This window comes from Actinoplanes italicus (assembly GCF_003001815.1).
Lineage (GTDB): Bacteria > Actinomycetota > Actinomycetes > Mycobacteriales > Micromonosporaceae > Actinoplanes > Actinoplanes italicus.
This window is the reverse complement of the sequence record NZ_PVMZ01000006.1, coordinates 319,346-341,188: the sequence shown is the minus strand read 5'-3', so window position 1 is coordinate 341,188 and position 21,843 is coordinate 319,346. Positions and strand designations below refer to the sequence as shown.

19 protein-coding genes are annotated in these 21,843 nt (G+C 70.2%); 12 read left to right on the top strand and 7 right to left on the bottom strand.

The genetic code is table 11. The annotated features are described in order from the left end of the window. Positions 1 to 86: 86 nt before the first annotated feature. Genes miaA through CLV67_RS17770 form a run of 3 tightly spaced genes read left to right on the top strand, consistent with a single transcriptional unit; the run spans position 87 to position 2,568 of the window. Positions 87 to 992: a tRNA (adenosine(37)-N6)-dimethylallyltransferase MiaA gene (gene miaA, locus CLV67_RS17780; RefSeq protein WP_239165965.1), complete on the top strand. Its 906-nt coding sequence runs from the start codon at positions 87 to 89 to the stop codon at positions 990 to 992. An 8-nt stretch (positions 993 to 1,000) separates the two neighbouring features. Then, the gene (dapF, locus tag CLV67_RS17775; protein WP_106319664.1) at positions 1,001 to 1,846 is read left to right on the top strand and encodes a diaminopimelate epimerase; all 846 of its coding nucleotides are present in this window, start codon (positions 1,001 to 1,003) and stop codon (positions 1,844 to 1,846) included. Continuing rightward, a complete protein-coding gene (locus CLV67_RS17770) occupies positions 1,846 to 2,568 on the top strand; it encodes a glycerophosphodiester phosphodiesterase (RefSeq protein ID WP_106319661.1) in 723 nt (240 codons plus the stop codon). The genes dapF and CLV67_RS17770 overlap by 1 nt, the downstream gene beginning before the upstream one ends. Before the next feature lie 75 nt (positions 2,569 to 2,643). Here CLV67_RS17770 and CLV67_RS17765 read toward each other — a convergent pair whose 3' ends face one another. After that, positions 2,644 to 4,104, bottom strand: a complete 1,461-nt coding sequence (locus CLV67_RS17765) for an NAD-dependent malic enzyme (protein WP_106319659.1) — start codon at positions 4,102 to 4,104, stop codon at positions 2,644 to 2,646. A gap of 153 nt (positions 4,105 to 4,257) precedes the next feature. Here CLV67_RS17765 and hflX point away from each other — a divergent pair, with 153 nt between their 5' ends. Then, positions 4,258 to 5,670: a GTPase HflX gene (gene hflX, locus CLV67_RS17760; protein WP_106319657.1), complete on the top strand. Its 1,413-nt coding sequence runs from the start codon at positions 4,258 to 4,260 to the stop codon at positions 5,668 to 5,670. A gap of 92 nt (positions 5,671 to 5,762) precedes the next feature. Beyond that, positions 5,763 to 7,496 carry a hypothetical protein gene (locus CLV67_RS51955; protein WP_106319656.1) on the top strand — a complete coding sequence of 578 codons (1,734 nt, stop codon included), beginning with the start codon at positions 5,763 to 5,765 and terminating at the stop codon, positions 7,494 to 7,496. A gap of 405 nt (positions 7,497 to 7,901) precedes the next feature. Here the strand turns inward: CLV67_RS51955 and lexA are convergent, their stop codons facing one another. After that, a complete protein-coding gene (gene lexA / locus CLV67_RS17750) occupies positions 7,902 to 8,675 on the bottom strand; it encodes a transcriptional repressor LexA (protein ID WP_106319654.1) in 774 nt (257 codons plus the stop codon). 249 nt (positions 8,676 to 8,924) lie between these two features. Between lexA and CLV67_RS51950 the strand changes: the two genes are divergently transcribed. From CLV67_RS51950 to CLV67_RS17740, 3 genes are all read left to right on the top strand, one after another. After that, on the top strand, positions 8,925 to 9,062 hold the full coding sequence (locus CLV67_RS51950; protein ID WP_170153907.1) for a hypothetical protein: 138 nt from the start codon (positions 8,925 to 8,927) through the stop codon (positions 9,060 to 9,062). Positions 9,063 to 9,424: 362 nt separating this feature from the next. Further along, entirely contained in the window at positions 9,425 to 9,943 is a 519-nt protein-coding gene (gene nrdR / locus CLV67_RS17745) for a transcriptional regulator NrdR (RefSeq protein WP_106319652.1), read from the top strand. Between the two features lie 82 nt (positions 9,944 to 10,025). Further along, complete coding sequence (locus CLV67_RS17740) at positions 10,026 to 12,926, top strand: vitamin B12-dependent ribonucleotide reductase (protein ID WP_106319650.1); 2,901 nt, start codon at positions 10,026 to 10,028, stop codon at positions 12,924 to 12,926. A gap of 224 nt (positions 12,927 to 13,150) precedes the next feature. Here CLV67_RS17740 and CLV67_RS17735 read toward each other — a convergent pair whose 3' ends face one another. The 4 genes from CLV67_RS17735 to CLV67_RS17720 all read right to left on the bottom strand — a co-directional run bounded on the left by CLV67_RS17735 (position 13,151) and on the right by CLV67_RS17720 (position 16,245). After that, entirely contained in the window at positions 13,151 to 14,149 is a 999-nt protein-coding gene (locus CLV67_RS17735) for an SGNH/GDSL hydrolase family protein (RefSeq protein ID WP_106319648.1), read from the bottom strand. Positions 14,150 to 14,218: 69 nt separating this feature from the next. Next, entirely contained in the window at positions 14,219 to 14,767 is a 549-nt protein-coding gene (locus CLV67_RS17730) for a hypothetical protein (RefSeq protein WP_106319646.1), read from the bottom strand. Positions 14,768 to 14,866: 99 nt separating this feature from the next. Continuing rightward, the gene (locus CLV67_RS17725; protein ID WP_106319644.1) at positions 14,867 to 15,778 is read right to left on the bottom strand and encodes an alpha/beta fold hydrolase; all 912 of its coding nucleotides are present in this window, start codon (positions 15,776 to 15,778) and stop codon (positions 14,867 to 14,869) included. Beyond that, positions 15,775 to 16,245 carry a hypothetical protein gene (locus CLV67_RS17720; protein ID WP_106319642.1) on the bottom strand — a complete coding sequence of 157 codons (471 nt, stop codon included), beginning with the start codon at positions 16,243 to 16,245 and terminating at the stop codon, positions 15,775 to 15,777. The genes CLV67_RS17725 and CLV67_RS17720 overlap by 4 nt, the downstream gene beginning before the upstream one ends. Positions 16,246 to 16,317: 72 nt before the next feature. On the opposite strand from CLV67_RS17720, the gene CLV67_RS17715 reads away from it, so the two are divergent. Both CLV67_RS17715 and CLV67_RS17710 read left to right on the top strand, forming a co-directional pair. After that, positions 16,318 to 16,557 carry a DUF5522 domain-containing protein gene (locus tag CLV67_RS17715; protein WP_239165958.1) on the top strand — a complete coding sequence of 80 codons (240 nt, stop codon included), beginning with the start codon at positions 16,318 to 16,320 and terminating at the stop codon, positions 16,555 to 16,557. A gap of 66 nt (positions 16,558 to 16,623) precedes the next feature. Beyond that, positions 16,624 to 17,193: a hypothetical protein gene (locus CLV67_RS17710; protein WP_239165957.1), complete on the top strand. Its 570-nt coding sequence runs from the start codon at positions 16,624 to 16,626 to the stop codon at positions 17,191 to 17,193. Between the two features lie 30 nt (positions 17,194 to 17,223). On the opposite strand, the gene CLV67_RS17705 is transcribed toward CLV67_RS17710, so the two are convergent. After that, the gene (locus CLV67_RS17705; protein ID WP_106319638.1) at positions 17,224 to 17,913 is read right to left on the bottom strand and encodes an iron-dependent transcriptional repressor DtxR; all 690 of its coding nucleotides are present in this window, start codon (positions 17,911 to 17,913) and stop codon (positions 17,224 to 17,226) included. A gap of 151 nt (positions 17,914 to 18,064) precedes the next feature. Here CLV67_RS17705 and CLV67_RS17700 point away from each other — a divergent pair, with 151 nt between their 5' ends. Both CLV67_RS17700 and CLV67_RS17695 read left to right on the top strand, forming a co-directional pair. Then, positions 18,065 to 19,246, top strand: a complete 1,182-nt coding sequence (locus CLV67_RS17700; RefSeq protein WP_106319879.1) for an acetoin utilization protein AcuC — start codon at positions 18,065 to 18,067, stop codon at positions 19,244 to 19,246. A 4-nt stretch (positions 19,247 to 19,250) separates the two neighbouring features. After that, on the top strand, positions 19,251 to 21,806 hold the full coding sequence (locus CLV67_RS17695; protein ID WP_106319636.1) for a bifunctional acetate--CoA ligase family protein/GNAT family N-acetyltransferase: 2,556 nt from the start codon (positions 19,251 to 19,253) through the stop codon (positions 21,804 to 21,806). Positions 21,807 to 21,843 lie beyond the last annotated feature (37 nt).

Genomic DNA, 21,843 nt, shown 5'->3' with positions numbered 1-21,843 from the left:
TTTCTCGCGCATTGTCACAGGTCCAACCCGGTTAGGGGAAAGCTCCCGCTGACGACCGTGACACAACGGTGTCCTACGGTTGGTTCGTGCCGTTCCGGACAGGTCTGCGAGTCATCACCGTCGTCGGCCCGACGGCGGCCGGGAAGTCCGCTCTGAGCATCGCGCTCGCGCACGAGCTGGGCGGCGAGGTCGTCAACGCCGACTCCATGCAGCTCTACCGGGGGATGGACATCGGCACGGCCAAGCTCACCCCGGCCGAGCGCGAGGGCGTACCCCATCATCTGCTCGACATCTGGGACGTCACCGAACCGGCCGCGGTCGCCGAATATCAGCGGCTGGCCAGGGCCGCGATCGACGACATCCACGCGCGCGGGCGGGTGCCTCTGCTGGTCGGCGGTTCCGGCCTCTATGTGCGTGCCGTACTGGAGGACTTCGAGTTTCCGGGCACCGACCCGGCGATCCGGGCGCGTCTCGAGGAGGAACTGGCCGCCGCCGGGGCCGGCCCGTTGTACGCCCGGCTCGGCGAGCGCGACCCGGAGGCGGCCGCGAAGATCCTGCCCAGCAACGGACGCCGGATCGTCCGCGCGCTGGAGGTCATCGAGCTGACCGGCCGGCCGTTCACCGCTTCGCTGCCGGACCCGCGACCCGTCTACGAGTCGGTGCAGATCGGCGTCGACCGGGACACCGCCGGGCTGGACGAGCGGATCGCGCTGCGGGTCGATCTGATGTGGGCCGCCGGGCTGATCGACGAGGTGCGCGGCCTGGACGGCATCCGTGACGGCCGGACGGCGTCCCGCGCGCTCGGCTATCAGCAGGCCCTCGCCCAGATCGACGGCGTGCTCACCGAGGAGCAGGCCAAGGCCGACACGGTCCAGGGCACGCGGCGTTTCGTACGCAGGCAGAGGTCGTGGTTCCGCCGGGATCCCTCGGTCACCTGGCTCGACGGCGCGGCCCCGACGCTGTTGGCGGATGCCGTGGGCCTTGCGCGATGATGGGCCGCGTGCGTTTCACCAAGGGCCATGGAACCAGTAACGACTTCGTCCTGCTCCCCGATCCCGACGGCGAGCTGGAGCTGACGCCCGCACTCGTCGCGGCGCTCTGCGACCGGCGGCGGGGCATCGGCGGCGACGGCGTGATCCGGGTGGTGCGCAGCGCCAAACATCCCGACGCCGCCGGTTACGCCGGTGAGGCCGAGTGGTTCATGGACTACCACAACAGCGACGGCTCGATCGCCGAGATGTGCGGCAACGGCCTGCGGGTCTTCGTGCGTTATCTGCTGGACCGCGGCCTGGCCACGTCCGGCCCTTCGGGCCTTCCGGTGGCGACGCGGGCCGGGGTGCTGCTCACGGTCGTCGGGGCAGGCACGATCAGCGCGAGGATGACAACCCCGAGGGTGTACGCGGGAAGCACCGCGACCCTCGGCGCCCTGACCGTCCCGGGAGTCGCGGTCGACTGCGGTAACCCGCACCTGGTCTGCGGCCTCCACGACGGGGTGGCACTGGCCGCCCTCGACCTGACCCGCGCCCCGCTGCACGACGCGAAGGTGTTCCCCGCCGGGGTGAACGTGGAGTTCGTCGAGCCCGCCGAGCCGCTGGACGGCGTCGACCTGCACGTCCGCATGCGGGTGCACGAGCGCGGCTCCGGCGAGACTCAGTCGTGCGGCACCGGCGCGCTCGCGGTCGGCGCGGTGGCGCTGCGTGATGCCGGCCTGACCACCGGCTCGGTGGCGGTCGACGTGCTCGGCGGCCGGGTGATCGTCACCGCCGACGCGGACGGCGCGTGGTGGCTGGAGGGCCCGGCGGTGCTGGTCGCCGACGGCGAGGTCGACCCGGGGGCCGTGCTCTGATGCTGGCCCGCGTCGCGCACCGGGGCTATTCCGCGGTCGCCCCCGAGAACACCCTGCCCGCCTTCGCCGCGGCGGTCCGGGCCGGCGCCACGGTCGTCGAGTTCGACGTCCGGGCCACCCGCGACGGCGTGCCCGTGGTGATCCACGACCGCACGGTCAACCGGACCACGAACGGTGCCGGCCGGATCTGGGATCTGACCTGGGACGAGGTGGCCGCGCTGGATGCCGGCTCCTGGTTCGGGGCCGGGTTCACCGGTCTGCGGGTGCCGTCGCTGGCCGAGACGCTCGACCTGCTCGCCCCCGCGCCGGTCGAGCTGCTCGTGGAGATCAAGCCGCCGGCCACGCTCGACGAGGTGAAGTCGATCGTCGCCCAGCTCGCCGAGCGCGACCTGCTGGACCGCACGGTGCTGCAGAGCTTCGACGCCGACGTGGTGCGCAAGGTCCGCGACGTGGCCCCCGAGGCGCGTCGTGGCCTGCTGCTGTTCCGGTTCGACGCCGAGACCGTCGAGCTGTGCCGGGAACTGGGCGTCACCTGGTGCAACCCGTCGGTGGACGACGTGCTGAACGGACCGGAGACGATGGCCGCGCTGGCGGCGGCCGGTGTCGCCGTGATGCCGTGGACGCCCAACGACATGGCCCAGTGGCGGCCGCTGGTGGACGCGGGTGCGGCCGGTCTGATCACGGATCTGGTCGGCGAGCTCACCGGCTGGGTCAACGCCTGAGGCCGGTACTCCGCCCGGGATACGGGTTCGGCGCGCCCGAGATCCCTGTGACCCCGGGCGCGCGACAGCCGTACCCTAGAAGGTTGTTTCTGGGGCTTTGTCGAGTTCGCTCTCCGGAACCGCCGCCGGGTTGGACGGTGCCGGAACGCCTCGGACGACCGCCCGGATCGCCGCCGCCACCGCCGGGGTGACCTTGGGATCGAAGACGCTCGGGATGATCACGGTGGGGTTGAGCTTGTCCTCACCCACCACGTCGGCGATGGCCCGGGCCGCGGCCAGCGCCATCTCCTCGGTGAACTCCTCGGCGGCGGCGTCCAGCATGCCGCGGAAGACGCCCGGGAAGGCGAGCACGTTGTTGATCTGGTTGGGCTGGTCGGAACGGCCGGTCGCGACGATCGCGGCGTGCTTGCGGGCCTCCCGCGGGTCGACCTCCGGGTCCGGGTTGGCCATCGCGAACACGATCGACTTCTGCGCCATCTTCGCGATGTCGTCGCCGGTCAGCAGGTTCGGCGCGGAGACCCCGATGAAGACGTCCGCGCCGACGATCGCGCCGGGCAGATCACCCGCGTAGTTCTCCTTGTTGGTGTTCTCCGCGAGCCACTGCATCGACTCGTTGAGGTCGGGCATCCCGCGGTGCAGGACGCCCTTCCGGTCGTACGCGATGATGTCCGCCACACCCTGGCGCATCAGCAGCTTCATGATCGCGGTGCCGGCCGCACCGGCCCCCGACACCACGACCTTGACGTCCTGCATCCGCTTGCCGACCACCCGCAGCGCGTTGGTCAGCGCGGCGAGCACGCAGATCGCGGTGCCGTGCTGGTCGTCGTGGAAGACCGGGATGTCCAGCATCTCCTTCAGCCGGGCCTCGATCTCGAAGCATCGCGGAGCCGCGATGTCCTCCAGGTTGATGCCGCCGTAGGCCGGGGCGATCGCCTTGACGATCGCGACGATCTCGTCGGTGTCCTGGGTGTCGAGCACCACGGGCCAGGCGTCGACGCCGCCGAACCGCTTGAACAGCGCGGCCTTGCCCTCCATGACCGGCATCGCGGCGGCCGGGCCGATGTTGCCCAGGCCCAGGACGGCCGAGCCGTCGCTGACCACGGCGACCGTGTTGCGCTTGATGGTGAGGCGGCGGGCGTCCGCCGGGTTCTCGGCGATCGCCATGCAGACCCGGGCGACACCCGGCGTGTACGCCCGGGACAGTTCGTCACGGTTGCGGAGCGCGACCTTCGACGACACCTCGATCTTGCCGCCCAGGTGCAGCAGGAACGTCCGGTCGGAGACCTTGCGGACGTCGACGCCGTCCTGCTGCTCCAGCTGTTTGACGACCTGGTCGGCGTGCGCGGCGTCAGCGGTGTCACAGGTGAGGTCGACCAGCACGTGCGTGGGGTCGGAGTCCACCACGTCCAGCGCCGTCACGATCGCACCGGCCTCACCCACACAGGTGGTGAGCCGTCCGATGGACGAGGCGTCCGCGGTAACGGCGATTCGGATCGTGATCGAGAATCCTGCGCTCGGCAGGCGGGTGGTCACCACGGTGTTCCCTCCGACGTTGGTGGGGTGAGTACTGGAGATTGTCGCTCTTGTGGAATAACGGCTCACCGCTCGGTGGTTACTCGTGGGTCAGGTGGAGTTATGCGGATGCGTTCGCTCTCGTGACGTGCCACGATCGGACGTAGGAGGTCACTTTTGCGAAACACGTACCAGACACCCGTCCTTGACGAGCTGGATCCCACCACCGGGGACCTGGAGCTCGAGGAGCGGCACTCGCTCAGGCGGGTGGCCGGTCTCTCCACCGAGCTGACCGACGTCACCGAGGTCGAGTACCGCCAGTTGCGACTCGAACGGGTCGTGCTGGTCGGAGTGTGGACCGAGGGCAGCGTCGAAGACGCCGACAATTCACTCACCGAGCTCGCGGCTCTCGCCGAGACCGCAGGCTCCCAGGTCCTCGAGGGCCTGATCCAACGACGCAAACAGCCCGACGCCGCCACCTTCATCGGTCGCGGCAAGGTCGACGAACTGCGCGACGTGGTCATCATGACCGGCGCCGACACGGTCATCTGCGACGGCGAGTTGTCGCCTTCGCAGCTGCGCAAGCTCGAGGAGCAGATCAAGGTCAAGGTCGTCGACCGGACCGCGCTGATTCTCGACATCTTCGCCCAGCACGCGAAGAGCAAGGAGGGCAAGGCTCAGGTCGAGCTCGCCCAGCTGCAATACCTTCTGCCGCGGTTGCGCGGCTGGGGTGAGGCGATGTCCCGGCAGGGCGGCGGCGCGGGCGGTGGCTCGGGCGGCGGCGGTGTCGGCACACGTGGTCCCGGTGAGACCAAGCTGGAGACCGACCGGCGGCGGATCAACACCCGCATCGCGAAACTGCGGCGCGAGATCAAAGCCATGAAGACGGTACGGGAGACCAAGCGCTCCCGCCGTGTCGCCAGCGGCGTTCCGGCCGTGGCGATCGCCGGTTACACCAACGCCGGCAAGTCCAGCCTGCTCAACCGTCTCACGAGTGCGGGTGTGCTGGTGGAGGACGCGCTGTTCGCGACCCTCGACCCGACCACCCGGCGCACCGCCGCGGAGGACGGGCGGATCTTCACGCTCTCCGACACGGTCGGATTCGTCCGGCACCTGCCGCACCAGATCGTCGAGGCGTTCCGCTCGACGCTGGAGGAGGTCGCCAAGGCCGATCTGCTGGTGCACGTCGTCGACGGCGCCCACCCCGACCCGGAGGGTCAGGTCAGCGCGGTCCGCGAGGTGCTCGGCGAGGTCGGTGCCGATCAGCTCCCCGAGCTGCTGGTGATCAACAAGGTCGACGCGGCCGACGAGGAGACCGTGCTGCGGCTCAAGCGGACGTGGCCGGAGGCGCTCTTCGTGTCCGCCCGGTCCGGAGCCGGCATCGCGGAGCTCCACAAGGCGATCGCCGACCGGCTGCCCCGTCCTGCGGTCGAGCTGCGGGTCCTGATTCCGTACGACCGGGGTGACCTGGTCGCCCGGGTGCACCGGACCGGTCAGGTGATCCAGTCCCGGCATCTGGACGAAGGCACCGAACTAGTGGTCCGTGTCGATGAGCAGTTCGCGGCGGAGCTGTCCGGTTTTCAGAGCTGATCAGTAAGCGCAATCCGGACTTCACGGGGTCTGTCGCCCGAGTTGATCCACACGTAATACCGGCACGAGACGTCGCGTGCGACACTGTTCGGATGCGGCGTCTCGTGTTTTCGACCATCGTGGCCTTCGGTCTGGTAATGGTCGGCTCCTCCAGCGCGTCCGCCGAGGACCCGACGCCAGCGCCCACCGTCAGCGCGAAGTCGACGCCCGGCAAGAAGCTCTGCAAGATCGGCGACACCGAGCTGACCGAGATCTCCGGCCTCGCGACCACCAAGAACGGCTTCGCCGTGATCAACGACGGACGGATCGACGGTGGCACCGCCAAGATCTACTTCCTCAACCGTGAGTGCAAGAAGGTCAAAGAGGCCTCCTTCGACGGCACGCCGCTGGACGCCGAGGACATCGTCCTGTCTCCCGACGGCCAGACGCTGTGGATCGCCGACACCGGCGACAACAACGTCCGCAACGACCCGTCGGACACCCGGCCGCACGTCGCGCTCTGGAGCATTCCGGTCAGCGGCAACGGCGAGGCGGTCATCCACCGGGTGAAGTACCCGGACAAGGACAAGCACGACGCCGAGGCCCTGATCTTCGACGGCGACGGCACCCCGCTGATCGTCACCAAGGAGGTCGGTGCGCCCGCCGGCGTCTACAAGCCGGCCACCGCGCTGAAGAAGAACAGCAACACCCCGGTGCCGCTGGAGCGGGTCGGCGAGATCAAGCTCTCCGCCACCGAGACGGCCGGCAACCCGATCGCCCGCATCGGCAATAAGACCATCACCGGCGGCGCGGTCACCGAGAACGCGGGCAAGGTGGTGCTGCGCACCTACACCGACGCCCTCGAGTGGGACGTGTCCGGCGGCGACGTGATCGCGGCCCTGAAGAAGGAGCCCCGCACCACCGGCCTGCCCAATGAGCAGCTCGGTGAAGCGATCGCCTACAGCAGCGACGGCAAGCTGTTCTACACGGTCTCCGACATGAGCGGTGTGAAGGAGACGGCCAACCACATCCGGGAGTACACCCCGGCCACCACGGTCGCCGCGAAGTCGACGAAGTCCGCGGACGCCGACGGCGGCAGCTCGTGGATCACCGACCTCGGCATCGACGGCATCACCTACATCGTGGGCGGCATCGGCGTGCTCGGCCTGATCCTGGTCGGCGCCGGTGTCTTCGGCATCATGCGGTTCCGCAAGTCGCCGCAGGGCCGCGCCGACGATGACGACGACCTGATGTCGGGTGGCCCGCACAAGGGGGATCCCGAGACCGAGCTGATCGGCGTCGGCGGCGCCCCGCAGCGAGGTGCCTCCTACGGATCCGGGCGGGCCGGTGGTGGTGGTCCCGTCTACGGGGCGGCGGCGCAGTCCTCCGGTCCGGCCTCCGGTGGCCCTCAGCGTGGCAGTGGCGTCTACGGCGGTCCGGGCGGTGGCGGCAAGGGCGCTGGCGGGCAGGGTGGCGGCGGTCAGGGTGGTGGTAAGGGCGGCGGCCCGCAGTACGGCCGTCCCGCCGGTCAGCAGCCGCGTGGGCCGCAGCAGGCTCCGTCGCGCAGTCCGCAGCAGGCCCCGCCTCGCAACCCGCAGCAGGCCCCGTCACGCAATACGCAGCAGGCTCCGCGCGGTCCGCAGCAGGCGCCCGGTCGCGGCGGGCCTCAGCAGCAGCCGCCGCGCGGTCCGCAGCAGCCCCCACGCGGCCCGCAGCAGGGACCCGGTGGTGGTGGCGGCGGTGTCTACGGCGGGCAGCAGCCTCCCCGGGGACCGCAGGGCCAGGCACCCCGAAGCCCCGGAACCTATGGCGGCAACCGCCCACCGGGCCCCGACGGCCGCCGTTAGCCCCGAAGCCGGTTTCGCTGCACCAGCGGAACCGGCTTTTTGCTGCGTGGTGACTTGTGCCCGCCGGTGGGCCGTTGTTCGTCACGCCGGTGGTGTGCGTTTGCTGCGTGGTGACCTGTGCCCGCCGGTGGGCCGTTGTTCGTCACGCCGGTGGTGTGCGTTTGTTGTGTGGTGACCTGTGCCCGCCGGTGGGCCATCGTTCGCCGCGCCGGTGGTGTGCGCTTGTTGTGTGGTGACCTGTGCCCGCCGGTGGGCCGTTGTTCGTCACGTTGGTGGTGTGCGCTTGTTGTGTGGTGACCTGTGCCCGCTGGTGGGCCGTAGATGTCCACGCCGGTGCTGGGTGGCTGCTGCGTGGTGACCTGTGCCCGTGGGCGAGCCACAAGTCACCACGCGGCGGTTGGCCGGTCAGACGCGGCGCAGAACCGCCACCACGCGGCCCATGATCGTCGCGTCGTCGCCCGGGATCGGGTCGAAGGCAGGGTTCGCCGGCATCAGCCAGACGTGCCCGTCCCGCTGCCGGTAGCTCTTGACCGTCGCCTCGCCGTCGATCATCGCGGCGACGATGTCACCGGCCTCGGCGTTGGGCTGCTGGCGTACCACCACCCAGTCGCCGTTGCAGATCGCGGCGTCGATCATCGAGTCGCCCTTGACCTCGAGCATGAACACCTCGCCCTCGCCCACCAGCTCGCGCGGCAGCGGGAAGAAGTCCTCGACGGCCTGCTCGGCGAGGATCGGTCCGCCTGCCGCGATGCGCCCGACCAGCGGCACGTACGCGGGCTGCGGACGGGCGGCCCGCAGTGCCTCGTCGTCGACCATGTCACTGGGCGCACGCACGTCCACGGCCCGCGGCCGGTTGGGGTCGCGGCGCAGGTATCCCTTGGACTCCAGGGCCTTCAGCTGGTAGGCCACGCTGGAGGGGGAGACCAGGCCGACGGCCTCGCCGATCTCACGGACGCTGGGTGGATAGCCGTAACGCTCCACCCAGTCGCGGATGAACTCCAGGATCCGCCGCTGCCGTGCGGTCAGGTCGGAGGCGACCACTTCCGGGACATGACCGATCGGCGTGACCGCGCGTAACTGCGGCGCGTCGGCGCCGCGGGAACGACTCGGTGCGCGGCGCCGGACGGTCTCGGGCTTCCTGCTCTGCTGCTGTCGGTTCGTCCGGTCTTCGGTCGACACGTCCGCCCTCCCTGTCGGCCAGGTGCCTCGCGGCACGTGGTGCGTCGCGGAGCCGGTCGACGCCGTGGGGATGGCGTGCGTCCGGCTGACCCCTCTTGACGGAGAACCTAGTGTGCAGGTCCGACATATTCAAACATCTGTACGAGTTTTCACCGGCGTGTCGCTCCGAAAGGCTCGACTTCCGTACCTGTGTTCTGATAGACCGTCGTACGGGCGTTCTATCGAACGGGTGTCCGAGAGGGGTCAGACATGACGGTCAGTGGTGCGCGACACGCCGAGCCGCCGCTACGGCTCACCCGTCGTGGCCGAGTGGTGCTGCTCGGTCTGTTCTTCGCCACCGTCGCTCTGGCGAACGTGGTCCTGTTCACCATCGCCTCGCAGGGCTGATCTGCGTTACCGCGGGGCGTCCCGGGCATCCCCGGTTGATCTCCGTCGGGTGTGCTGCCCGATTCTCCGGCGCGTCGCACGGCTCGATCCGGCCGCTGCGCGTGATGGTGTCATCACCCCAGGTGGTGAGGCGGAAAATACGGCGCGTCGGCACACGGGTGAACTTGCATCGGCGTCCGCCGGGGCCTAGCGTCTACCCCAACATCTAGTGGTTACACGGATGTAAGTCGTCCACAGGTTGGGTTTCCTTCTTCTCGGTTATCCACATGTCATCCACAGCGCAACCGATTGCTCCGACAATGGGTTCGCTGCGTTTCGGCGTGCCCGGAGACCGGTGAGACGGGTCTGGTAAGGAGATCAAGGTGCGCTGCCCGTACTGTCGCCACGCCGATTCTCGCGTGGTCGACTCACGTGAGGCCGACGACGGTCAGCTGATCCGTCGCCGCCGCTCGTGCCCCGAGTGCGGCAAGCGCTTCACCACGGTCGAGGAGGCGGTCCTCGCGGTGGTCAAGCGCAGCGGTGTCACCGAGCCCTTCAGCCGGACGAAGATCATGAGCGGGGTACGCAAGGCCTGTCAGGGCCGGCCCGTCGACGAGGACTCCATCGCGAAGCTCGCGCAGCGCGTGGAGGAAGCCGTCCGGGCCCGTGGCGCCGCCGAGATCCCGAGCCACGATGTGGGCCTGGCCATCCTCACGCCGTTGCGTGAGCTGGACCAGGTGGCTTACCTCCGGTTCGCCAGCGTGTACAAGTCGTTCGACTCTCTCGACGAATTCGAGAAGGAGATCGCCGCGCTGCGCGAAGCCGGCCCCGTCCGGGAATCCGGGACGCGACATGCGATCGCGCCACGGTCCGGGGGACGCGCACCCAAGCTGAACGGCTGAGGCGTCAGTTCGGCCGGCCTCAGCCCGAGGCACTTCTTACCGACACGTTTGTAGCGGTACCTACGAGGGGGAGCACATCCATATGGCCGGAGACGGCATCACTGCAGGTCGCCAGCGCAGCCGGACGAACGGCGGCGGCGGCGCGGCGGCCGGGGGGCTGCGAGTGGAGCGGGTCTGGACGAGCGAGGGCGTTCACCCGTACGACGAGGTCGAGTGGGAACGCCGCGACGTCGTCATGACCAACTGGCGCGACGGCTCGATCAACTTCGAGCAGCGCGGCGTAGAGTACCCGGCGTTCTGGAGCGTGAACGCCGCGAACATCGTCACGACGAAGTACTTCCGTGGCGCGGTCGGCACCCCTGAGCGGGAGTGGTCGCTCAAGCAGCTGATCGACCGGGTCGTGAAGACCTACCGCAAGGCAGGCGAGGAGTACGGCTACTTCGCCACCCCCGCCGACGCGGAGATCTTCGACCACGAGCTCACCTGGATGCTGCTGCACCAGGTCTTCAGCTTCAACTCGCCGGTCTGGTTCAACGTCGGCACCAAGTCGCCGCAGCAGGTCAGCGCCTGCTTCATCCTGTCGGTCGACGACTCGATGGACTCGATCCTCGACTGGTACAAGGAAGAGGGCCTGATCTTCAAGGGCGGCTCCGGTTCGGGTGTCAACCTGTCCCGGATCCGGTCCTCCAAGGAACTGCTCTCGTCCGGCGGAACGGCGAGCGGCCCGGTCAGCTTCATGCGCGGCGCCGACGCCAGCGCGGGCACCATCAAGTCCGGCGGCGCCACCCGGCGCGCGGCGAAGATGGTCATCCTCGACGTGGACCACCCGGACATCGAGGAGTTCGTCTCGACGAAGGCGCGCGAGGAGGACAAGATCCGTGCGCTGCGGGACGCCGGCTTCGACATGGACCTGGGCGGCGCCGACATCGTGTCGGTGCAGTACCAGAACGCCAACAACTCGGTGCGGGTCAGCGACGAGTTCATGCGGGCGTACGAAGAGGGCGCCGAGTTCGGTCTCCGCGGTCGCCTCGACGGCGAGGTCATCGAGACCATCGACGCCAAGAAGCTGTTCCGTGGCATCGCCCAGGCCGCCTGGGAGTGCGCCGACCCCGGCCTGCAGTACGACGACACGATCAACGACTGGCACACCAACCCCGAGACCGGCCGGATCACCGCGTCCAACCCGTGCTCGGAGTACATGTCGCTGGACGACTCGTCCTGCAACCTGGCCTCGCTCAACCTCATGAAGTTCCTCAAGGCCGACGGCGGCTTCGAGGTGGAGAAGTTCGTCAAGAGCGTCGAGTTCATCATCACCGCGATGGACATCTCGATCTGCTTCGCCGACTTCCCGACCGAGAAGATCGGCGTCACCACCCGGGCGTACCGCCAGCTCGGCATCGGGTACGCGAACATCGGCGCGCTGCTCATGGCGTCCGGTCTTCCGTACGACTCCGATGGTGGTCGTAGTGTCGCCGCGGCGATCACCTCGCTGATGACCGGTACCGCCTACCGGCGCTCCGCCGAACTGGCCGGCGTCGTCGGCGCGTACGAGGGCTACGCCCGTAACGCCGACGCGCACCAGCGGGTCATGCGCAAGCACGCCGCCGCCAACGACGAGGTCCGTCCGCTGGGCGTGGTCGCCACCGAGATCCTGCGCGAGGCGACCCGGCAGTGGCAGAACGGCAACAAGATCGGTGCCAAGAACGGCTGGCGCAACGCGCAGGCCTCGGTGCTCGCACCGACCGGCACCATCGGTCTGATGATGGACTGCGACACCACCGGCATCGAGCCCGACCTGGCCCTGGTCAAGTTCAAGAAGCTCGTCGGCGGCGGCTCGATGCAGATCGTCAACCAGACGGTTCCGCGCGCCCTGCGCAGCATCGGGTACCCCGAGGAGCAGGTCGAGGCGATCGTCGAGCACATCGCCGAGAACGGCAACGTCGTCGACGCGCCCGGCCTCAAGCCGGAGCACTACGCGATCTTCGACTGCGCCATGGGCGACCGGGTGATCTCGCCGCTCGGCCACGTCAAGATGATGGCCGCGGTGCAGCCGTTCATCTCGGGCGCGATCTCCAAGACGGTCAACATGCCGGAGACGGCGACCGTCGAGGAGATCGAGGAGATCCACTACCAGGGCTGGAAGCTGGGTCTCAAGGCGCTCGCGATCTACCGGGACAACTGCAAGGTCGGCCAGCCGCTGTCGGCCGCCAAGAAGAAGACCACCGAGGTCGAGGCCCCGGCGATTCCGGTCGCCGAGGTCGAGAAGATCATCGAGAAGGTCATCGAGTACCGCCCGATCCGTAAGCGCCTGCCGAAGAAGCGGACGTCGGAGACGGTGTCGTTCTCGGTCGCCGGTGCCAAGGGCTACCTGACCGCCTCGTCCTACCCGGACGACGGTCTCGGCGAGGTCTTCCTCAAGATGTCGAAGCAGGGTTCCACCCTGGCCGGTGTCATGGACGCCTTCTCGGTCGCGATCTCGATAGGGCTCCAGTACGGCGTCCCGCTCGAGACGTTCGTCAGCAAGTTCACCAACATGCGCTTCGAGCCGGCCGGTATGACCGACGACCCGGACGTGCGCATGGCGACCTCGGTGATGGACTACATCTTCCGTCGCCTGGCGCTGGACTTCCTGCCGTACGAGACGCGGGCCGAGCTGGGCATCTTCACCGTCAAGGAGCGCAGCGCGCAGGCCGCCGCCGAGGCGGCGGCGGAAGCGGCGGCCGAGGAGATGGCCGCCCTGGCCGCCTCCGCTCCGGTCACCGCCCCGACCGGCCCCGCCAAGGTGACGGTGGCCGAGGTGAAGGCCTCCACCGCCCCGGAGAAGGAGACCCCGGCGTCCGTCGGCTCCTCGACCGAGCTGCTGGAGAAGGTGACCGGCCACGCGGCCGACGCACCGCTCTGCTTCACCTGCGGTACGAAGATGCGCCGTGCCGGTAGCTGCTACGTCTGTGAGGGCTGCGGCTCGACCTCGGGCTGCAGCTGAAAGTCGACTGATCGGAAAGTCCCCCGGACCTGGAACGGTCCGGGGGACTTTCCGTACCTGAGATCGGCTGATCCTGGCCGGACAGGGCCTGTCCCCGGCGTTCCTGCCGGCTGTCCTCCTGCTGCCCTCCGGCGACGGGCGGGGATCTGACCGTCCCGCTGGTTTGTACGCGAACGACGAAACGCCCCGGTCCGATGAGGACCGGGGCGCTCTCGTGGTCGCTGTCAGGTGTTGGACCAGCGGCTGACCTGTCGGGTCTTGGTCACCTGTCGGCCCGGCACCCAGGTCTTGCCGCCGTGGCGGTACTCGTAGTGGCCCGGCTCCCACACCCGCACCGACTCGGTGACCACACGACGGGTCTGCCAGCGCCTCGCGGTGACCACCTGGCCGCCCTCCCGGGAGACGATGACCCGGCGGACCTCCCAGGTACGGCAGTCCCGCTCGGTACGGCTCCTGGCGTGGCACAGATAGGCCTTGCGGGCCTTGTACGGGTTACCCGTGCCGGGCCACTCCGGGTGGAGGGTGGCGCGCATGGCCTGGTACCAGTTGTAGGCCATCTTGCGGTACCCGAACTCGTTCGGGTGGTGGGCGTCGTAGATGTCCAGCCCGGTGACGGTGGACTGGTCGACGAGGTGAACCATCGGCCCCTTGTCGCGGACGATCTCCGGGATCAGCGCGTTGTACGCCCGGTTGGCGGCCGTCTCGGACCTGACCGCCGTGCCGACGATCCGCGCCACGAAGACGTGGGCGCCGGGCACCCGGTTGTGGACCACGTCGATCAGAGCGGACAGCTTGGCGCCGGCCGACTCCGGGTCCTCGGAGCGGGTGATGTTGTTGGTTCCGGCGTGCAGCAGCACCACGTCGGGCTCGTACTCGGCGAGCCGCTGATCGGCGATGCCGGCGATCTGCTCGATCGTCCACCCGCCGTGGCCCTCGTGGTCGAGGTCTCCTCCGGTGCCCTCGCTCTGCGAGCCGACGAAGTCGACGGGCATGCCGGCCTCCCGGAGACGGCGTTGCAGATCGCCGCGCCAGCCGTTCTTGCCCGGCGAGCCGACGCCGACCGTGATGCTGTCGCCGAGCGGCATGATCCGCAGGGTGGCGGACGCGACGGAGCCGGTGAGGTCGGGTGCGGACGGTTGCGCTGACGCGGAGGTTGCCATGCCGGTGCAGAACAGGAGCCCTGTGACCGAAGCCGCGAACATGCCGAGCCGGAGACGCCTCATCTGTGCCCATCCTGGAGTGCCGATGCCTACGTCGGCTGTATCGGCGGGCCCGGACGGGCGATGAGTGCGTCAGCGGACGTTGCGCTCGGTTCGCAACCAGACACCGAACTCGACCGCGGTCCGGACGCCGTGCTCCAGCACCGCGGTGTAGATCTCGAAGCCGCTGACCTCGTCCGGATACTCCGGACGAAGGTGCCAGACGTTCTTGACGGCGAGGATGGCCTGGCGTTCCTCGTCGGTCAGGCGGGTCGTGAGTTCACGGTGCCATTCGGTCACATTCGCGTGATCGTCGTGCAGCCAGATCGAGAGATCGACACGCCACTCACCGATGGTGAGGGTGAGGTGGTACCGCTCGTCGTGCCGTTCCCCGGTCGGCGACCGGTCACCGCGCTCGTCGGTGCAGGTGAAGCCGGTCAGCCCGGGGATCGTCACCGCCTTGCCGAGCAGGGCCACGACGTCCTCCGGACCGAAACCGGGGCCACCGTGGAGCATCACGTCCAGGTCGCGCCACACCATCAGGCCCGAGACGAAACTGCCGGTGGGCATCAGTGGCCCCAGCGGCTCCAGCAGCGCGAGCAGCGTACGCGCCTCCGCCTGCAGGTCCTCCGGGCTGGCCATCGTGCTTCCCTCCTAGATGTCTCCGTCCCCCGTCGAAGCACATTGTCGGATGTGGGCTGTACGGGGCTGTCGACCGGCCCCGGCTCAACGAGACCGGGCTCAGCGCGCCGCGGTCAGGAAGTCGGTGATCACGGTGGCCAGCAGGGCGGGCTGCTCGATCACCATGGCGTGCGAGGAATCGGCCAGGGACAGATGACGCAGGTGGCCGACGGCGGCGGCCTGCTCGACCAGGAAGCGGCGGTGCGCGGCGTAGAGCTCGGCGAAGGGCTCCTGCTCGGGCAGGTCGCGCGTGGGCAGGACGACGAGCTCGGGGCAGGTAGTCGCGGCGTAGACCGGCGTCAGGTCGAGCTCGTTCATGGCGGTGCGCAGCTCGGCGGTGAGAGCGGCCGACGGACGGATCGAGGTCTCACCGCCGAGGTGGACGAGGTTGCGCCGGAAGCCCTCGACCCACACCTTCTCGTTGGCGCCCATGTCGCGGGCCGCCATCTGCTGCCGTTCCACCAGGTCGGGCAGCTGGTCGGCGGGGATCACCTGACCGGCGGCGGCCTGGATCGCGTCGAAGACCGCGTGCAGGCGGGCCAGCTCGGCCGCCGCCTTCTCCTCGTCGAGTCCGGGAAGGTGCTCGGGGCGTGTGGGCGGCGGGTTGCCGTCCAGGCTGATCACGCCGGGCGACTCGGGGTGTCGCTCGCCCCAGAGGGCGGCCAGCATGCCGCCCAGCGAGTGGCCGACGACCGCGGGACGCTCGAGCTCGAGCTGGACGCAGACGGCCGCCAGGTCGCCGAGTGCGGCGTCCCAGCTCCACGGGCCGTCGCCGGAACGGCCGTGCCCGCGCAGATCCATGGTCACCACGCGGTGCCGGGGCCGCAGCGCCCGCGCGAGCGTGGTCATGTGGGCCAGGTTGCCACCCGCGCCGTGCAAGAGAAGCAGGGGTGGCTCGGCGCCGAAGTCGCCGCCGAAGTCGCGGGTGGCGATCTGGACGCCACCGGCGTCGATGAGACGGTCGTTGATCATGAGGACTCCTCGGTGGGAGGGGAGTTGCGGAGCCGGTCACGGATGGCGTCGACGGGGACGCCACCGTCCGGATGCCGTGGCAGGCGGCCACGGCGGACCAGGTCGTGCACGCCCTGCCGGCTGATGCCGAGCATCGCGCCGGCGGTCGCGTAGGAGACCGAGGCCGCGAACGGGTGGCCGGCCCGGCGCACCACGATCTGGCCGAGCGGGGTGCGCCACCAGTCGACCGGTGGCGTGAAGGCGCGGTCGTCGGGATAGAGCGTGGCGATCAGCCTGGCGATCATACGGATCGCCGCGGCGTCGTCACCGGTCTCCAGGATCCGGGCCCAGCCGGCGGCCCGGCGGCGGAGCAGGCCGCGCACGTCGTCGACGACGTGGGCGTCCTCCAGGAGGATCTCGAGCGGGTCGAGCAGGCGGTTGTCGAGGATCCGGAGGAGTTGCCCGGTGAGGTCGCCGGTCTCGCTCATGTGGCAATCGTTCCGCTACTTGACAGCTGGTGTCAAGTGAAGTGCCGGAACCGCCGGGATAGGGTTCGTGCCGTGAAGCGACTCCCTTTGGCGCCCCGTGCGCTGACCGAGCCGCACCCGTCCCGCCTCGCACCGGACCATCCGCACCGTGCCGAGATCCTCGCCGAGCACGCCGCCGCCCTCGAGGCCGGTCAGGCCGGTTACCTGGACCCCGGCTCCGGCCTCTTCGTGCTGACGGCCGGATTCCTGGCGGCCCGGGAGACCTGCTGCACACGTGGCTGCCGTCACTGCCCGTACGTGACCGACGCCTGATCGCCCTCTTTCGCGATCGCCGCCCGCCCAGTACGGTGTGTGCGCCCGCCCCGGGGAGGATCATCAGTGCCCAAGCGTCTGGCCGTGATCGGCGCCGCCGTCCTGTTCGCCGTCGCCGGCTGCAGCGACTCCGGCGACGAGTCCGCCACCCTCGTCACCCCGGCGCCGTCGACCGCGGAGGACCTGGCCGAGCAGCCCGCCGCGTCGGCCGGTGGCGCATGCATCCTGTGGGACTACGACTTCATCGAGCAGGCGATCGGCATCCGGTTCGCCGTGTCCGCCGCGGACCAGGTCGAGGACACGTCGACCTGCGTGGTGCAGACGCTGAGCGGGGCCTGGCCCGACCTGTCGCTGTCCGTCGTGGAGACGACGACCGCGAACGCCGAGGTCTTCCTGGACACCCGGATGCCGGCGAAGGCCACCAAGCTGACCGGGCTGGGCCGCGCGGGTTACCGGCTCAACGCCAAGGCCGCCGCCGACCACGGGCCCACCGTGGAGATCGGCTGGCTCAGCGAGGCGAAGCAGCTGCAGACCGTCCGTTTCACCTTCGCGAAGGGCGCCTCGGCGGCCGACGTGAAGGACATGAACGCGAAGCTGCTCGACCTCGCCAAGGCCCTGAGCACGACTAACGGCTAGCGAGCCGCCACTGCTGGCGAGCCGCCCAAGCTAGCGAGCCGCCACGAAGACCCGCGACGCGACCTCACGTGGCAGCCGGATCTTGTCACCGGCCGAACCGTCGATGGTCACGCCGTCGCGCTCCTGCGCGACGGTCACCGTGGTGCCCGGGTTTATGCCGGCCGCGTGCAGCTGGCGCAGCACGTCGGAGTTGGTCTGCACGCTCTCGCAGATGCGCTGGATGACCACGCTGCCGCTGAGACCGGGGAAGGCCAGGTTGCGCTCGCCGAGGCTGAGCGACTCGACGGTGTCATCCGGGGCGCCGAGCTGATCGAGGCCGGGGATGGGGTTGCCGTACGGCGAGCGGGTCGGCTTGTTGAGCAGCTCGTACACCCGCTTCTCGACGGCGTCGCTCATCACGTGCTCCCAGCGGCAGGCCTCCTCATGGGCCTCCTCGTAGGGCATGCCGATGACGTTGACCAGCAGAAGCTCGGCGAGACGGTGCTTGCGCATCACCGCCACCGCGGTGGTGCGGCCCAGCTCGGTGAGCACGAGATGGCGGTCACCCTCGACGGTGAGGAGGCCGTCGCGTTCCATCCGCGCGACGGTCTGACTGACCGTGGGACCGCTCTGGTGGAGGCGCTCGGCGATCCGGGCACGAAGCGCTGGGACGCCTTCCTCCTCGAGTTCGAGAATGGTGCGCAGGTACATCTCGGTGGTATCGACGAGATCGTTCACGATGCGGTCCTCCCAGCAGCGATAATACCGCGTTGCGGTGGGTAGACCGCCGCCCCGGACAAGTGCCTGCCGACCCTACCCGACGGCGGAACACGTGTGCTAACAGCACAGCGCCACGACCGGGGGACGGGAACGGCGTGCGAGCATGGCGGGCATGGCGGACGACACGACGGCGGTGGTCTGGGACAGTGCCCTGCTCGACTACGACATGGGCGATCATCCTCTCAATCCGGTGCGGATCGAGTTGACCATGGCGCTGGCCCGGGAGCTGGGGGTTCTGGACCGCCCCGGCGTCCGGATGGTCACTCCGGTGCCGGCCACTGAGACCGATCTCACCCGGGTGCACCGTGCCGACTATCTGGACGCGGTCCGCCACGCCCCGATCGACCCGTTCTTCACCGGCTGGGGACTGAACACACCGGACAACCCCGTCTTCGACGACATGCACCAGGCGTCCGCCCGGATCTGCGGCGCGACGCTGGCCGCCGTGCGGGCGGTCTGGCACGGCGAGTCCCGGCGCGCGGTCAACGTGGCGGGCGGCCTGCACCACGCCATGCCGGCCCGGGCCGCGGGCTTCTGCGTCTACAACGACCCCGCGGTGGCCATCGCCTGGCTACTGGAGCAGGGCGCTCAGCGGGTGGCCTACATCGACGTCGACGTGCACCACGGTGACGGCGTGCAGACCGCCTTCTACAACGACCCTCGCGTGCTCACGGTGAGCCTGCACGAGTCGCCGCTGGCACTCTTCCCGGGCACCGGGTTCGCCGACGAGATCGGCGGGCCGGACGCCGAGGGCACCGCGGTGAACGTGCCGCTGCCACCGGGCACCGGCGACGCCGGCTGGCTCCGGGCGTTCCACGCGATCGTCCCGTCGGTGGTCCGCGCCTTCGCCCCGGAGATCATCATCAGCCAGTGCGGCGCCGACGCGCACCGGCTCGACCCGCTGGCCGACCTGCGGCTGTCGGTGGACGGGCAGCGCGCGGCGTACATCGCCATGCGGCAGCTGGCCGACGAGCTCTGCGACGGCCGCTGGGTGGCCACCGGCGGCGGGGGATACGCGCTGGTCGAGGTGGTTCCCCGAGCCTGGACGCACCTGCTCGCGGTGGCCACCGGCGAGCCGCTGGCGCCGGAGCTGCGGATCCCGCAGCAGTGGCGCGCGCTGGCCGCGACCCGCCGTCCGGGGGCTACGATTCCGGAGACGATGACCGATGGGTCCGAGCCCAGCGTGCAGGCCTGGCCGGGGACCTCCGACGATCCGGTGGACCGGGCCGTCCTCGCCACCCGGACCGCGGTCTTCCCGTTGCACGGCCTAGACCCCCACGATCCCCGGGACTGAGACGATGGAGCGCAGCGCGGACGTCCTCCTCTCCGACGGCACGGCCGTGCACCTGCGCCGGATCCGTCCCGAGGACGCTCCGGCCATCGTGGACTTCCACTCGCGGATGAGCGACCGCACCCGGTACCTCCGCTACTTCTCGCCCTATCCGCGCATCCCGGAGCGTGACCTGCAGCGCTTCGTCAACGTCGACCACCGCGACCGCGAGGCGTTCGTGACCTTGGCCGACGGCCGGATCACCTCGGTCGGCCGCTACGAACGCCTCGGCCCGGACTCGCCGGAGGCCGAGGTCGCGTTCGTGGTCGAGGACGCCCAGCAGGGCCGGGGGATCGGTTCGGTGCTGCTGGAGCATCTCGCCGACGCGGCCCGGGAGAACGGCATCACCCGGTTCGTCGCCGAGGTGCTGCCGGAGAACAACGGCATGCTGCGCGTCTTCGGTGACACCGGTTACCAGGTGCACCGCCGCTACGCCGACGGCGTGGTGCACCTGAGTTTCCCGATCGAGCCGACCGAGAAGTCGCGCGAGGTGCAGGAGTCGCGTGAGCACCTGACCGAGGCACGGTCGATCGCCCGGCTGCTGGCCCCGCGCGGGATCGCGATCTACGGCGCCAGCGCCACCGGGCACGGCATCGGCGCGCACGTGCTCGGCAACCTGCGCGACAGCGGCTACACCGGTGACGTGGTGCTCGTGCATCCCACCGCCGAACGCGTGGCCGGGCTTCCGGCGTACCGGAAGGCATCGGACGCCGGTGTCCCGATCGACCTTGCCCTGATCGCCGTGCCGGCCGACCGGGTGTCGGAAGCCGCGACGGACGCCGCACGTGCCGGCGCCGGTGGGGTGGTGGTCGTCTCGGCCGGCTTCGCCGAGACCGGCGCCGAGGGCGCCGCGCGGCAGCGTGCCCTGGTGGAGGCGGCGCGGGCGGCCGGCTTGCGCGTGGTGGGCCCGGGCAGCTTCGGCATCGCCAACACCGACCCGGCGGTACGCCTGAACGCGACCCTCTCTCCACGCCTGCCGAAGGCCGGTCGAGTGGGCTTCTTCAGTCAGAGCGGCGCTCTCGGGGTCGCCCTGCTCGCCGAGGCCGACCGCCGCGGGCTCGGCCTGTCCAGCTTCGTGTCGGCCGGCAACCGTGCCGACGTCTCCGGCAACGACCTCCTGCAGTACTGGCAGGACGACCCCGGGACCGACGTGGTGCTGCTGTACCTGGAGACGTTCGGCAACCCGCGCAAGTTCGCCCGTCTCGCCCGCCGGATCAGCAGGGTCAAGCCGGTGGTGGCGGTGGCCTCCGCGACCCGTCCGCCGGGTCTGTCGGGCGACGCGCCCGGTCCCGACGCACACGCGGTGACCGCCCTGTTCGCGCGGTCCGGCGTGATCCGGGTGGACACCGTCCAGGAGCTCTTCGACGTCGGCATGCTTCTCGCCCATCAGCCGTTGCCGGCCGGTCGCCGGGTCGCCGTGGTGGGCAACTCGTCGGCGCTGGCCGAGCTGGCCGTGGTGGCCTGCCGGTCGGCCGGTCTCGTGGTGGCCGACGGCTATCCGCGGGACACCGGTCCGGAGGCGGGCGCTCACGATCTCGCGGACGCGCTGGCCGACGCTGCGGTCGACGATTCGGTGGACGCACTGGTGGTGGTCTTCGCGCCGCCGATGCCGGGCCGGCGCGCCGATGAGGACGCGGACTTCACGGCCGCCCTCGCGAGCGTGGCGCTGGCCGGTGAGAAACCGACCGTCGCGACGATGGTCTTCGGTCAGGTGCCGCCGCGGGTGCCCGCCTATCCGTCGGTCGAGGAGGCGGTCCGCGCACTGTCCAGGGTGGTCGGTTACGCCGACTGGCTGCGTCGTCCGCCGGGCGTGATGCCGGCGCTGTCCGCTGTGGACCCCGCCGCCGCCGAGGTTGCCGTCGTGGCGGAGTCGCCGACCGGCCTGCTCGCCGCCTACGGCGTGCCGGTGGTGCCGTCGGTGCAGGCAGGCGATGTCGACGCGGCCGTCGCGGCGGCGGTCGAGCTGGGCTTTCCGGTCGTGATCAAAGCGGCGGGCGGTGCGTTGCGCCATCGGATCGACCTCGGCGCGGTGCGCCTCGCGGTCTCCGACGAGCCGGCCGTACGCGCGGCGTACGGCGAACTGGCAGCCGCGTTCGGCCCGGACGTGCTGGTTCAGACCATGGTGCCGCCGGGCGTCGCCTGCACGATCGAGATGGTCGAGGACCCGGCGTTCGGCCCGGTGATCGGTTTCGGTCTCGGCGGCGTGGCCAGCGAACTGCTCGGCGATCTGGCCTGGCGGGCCGCGCCGCTCACCGACCGCGCCGCCGAGGCACTCGTCGACGAGCCACGGGCTGCCCCGCTGCTGCACGGGTACCGCGGGTCCACCCCGGTGGACCGGGCCGCCCTGGTCGAACTGCTGCTGCGGGTGGGCCGGCTCGCCGACGAGCACCCGCGGGTCCGTTCGCTGACGCTGAACCCGGTACTGGTGCGGCCGGACGGCTGGTCCGTGCTGCACGCCGCGGTCGAGTTCGGCGACCCGGGGGCCCGGCCGGACACCGGCCCCCGGAGGTTGAGAAGCGTGTGACAGCAGCATGACCGACTGCACCGAGCGGCAGTCAGCC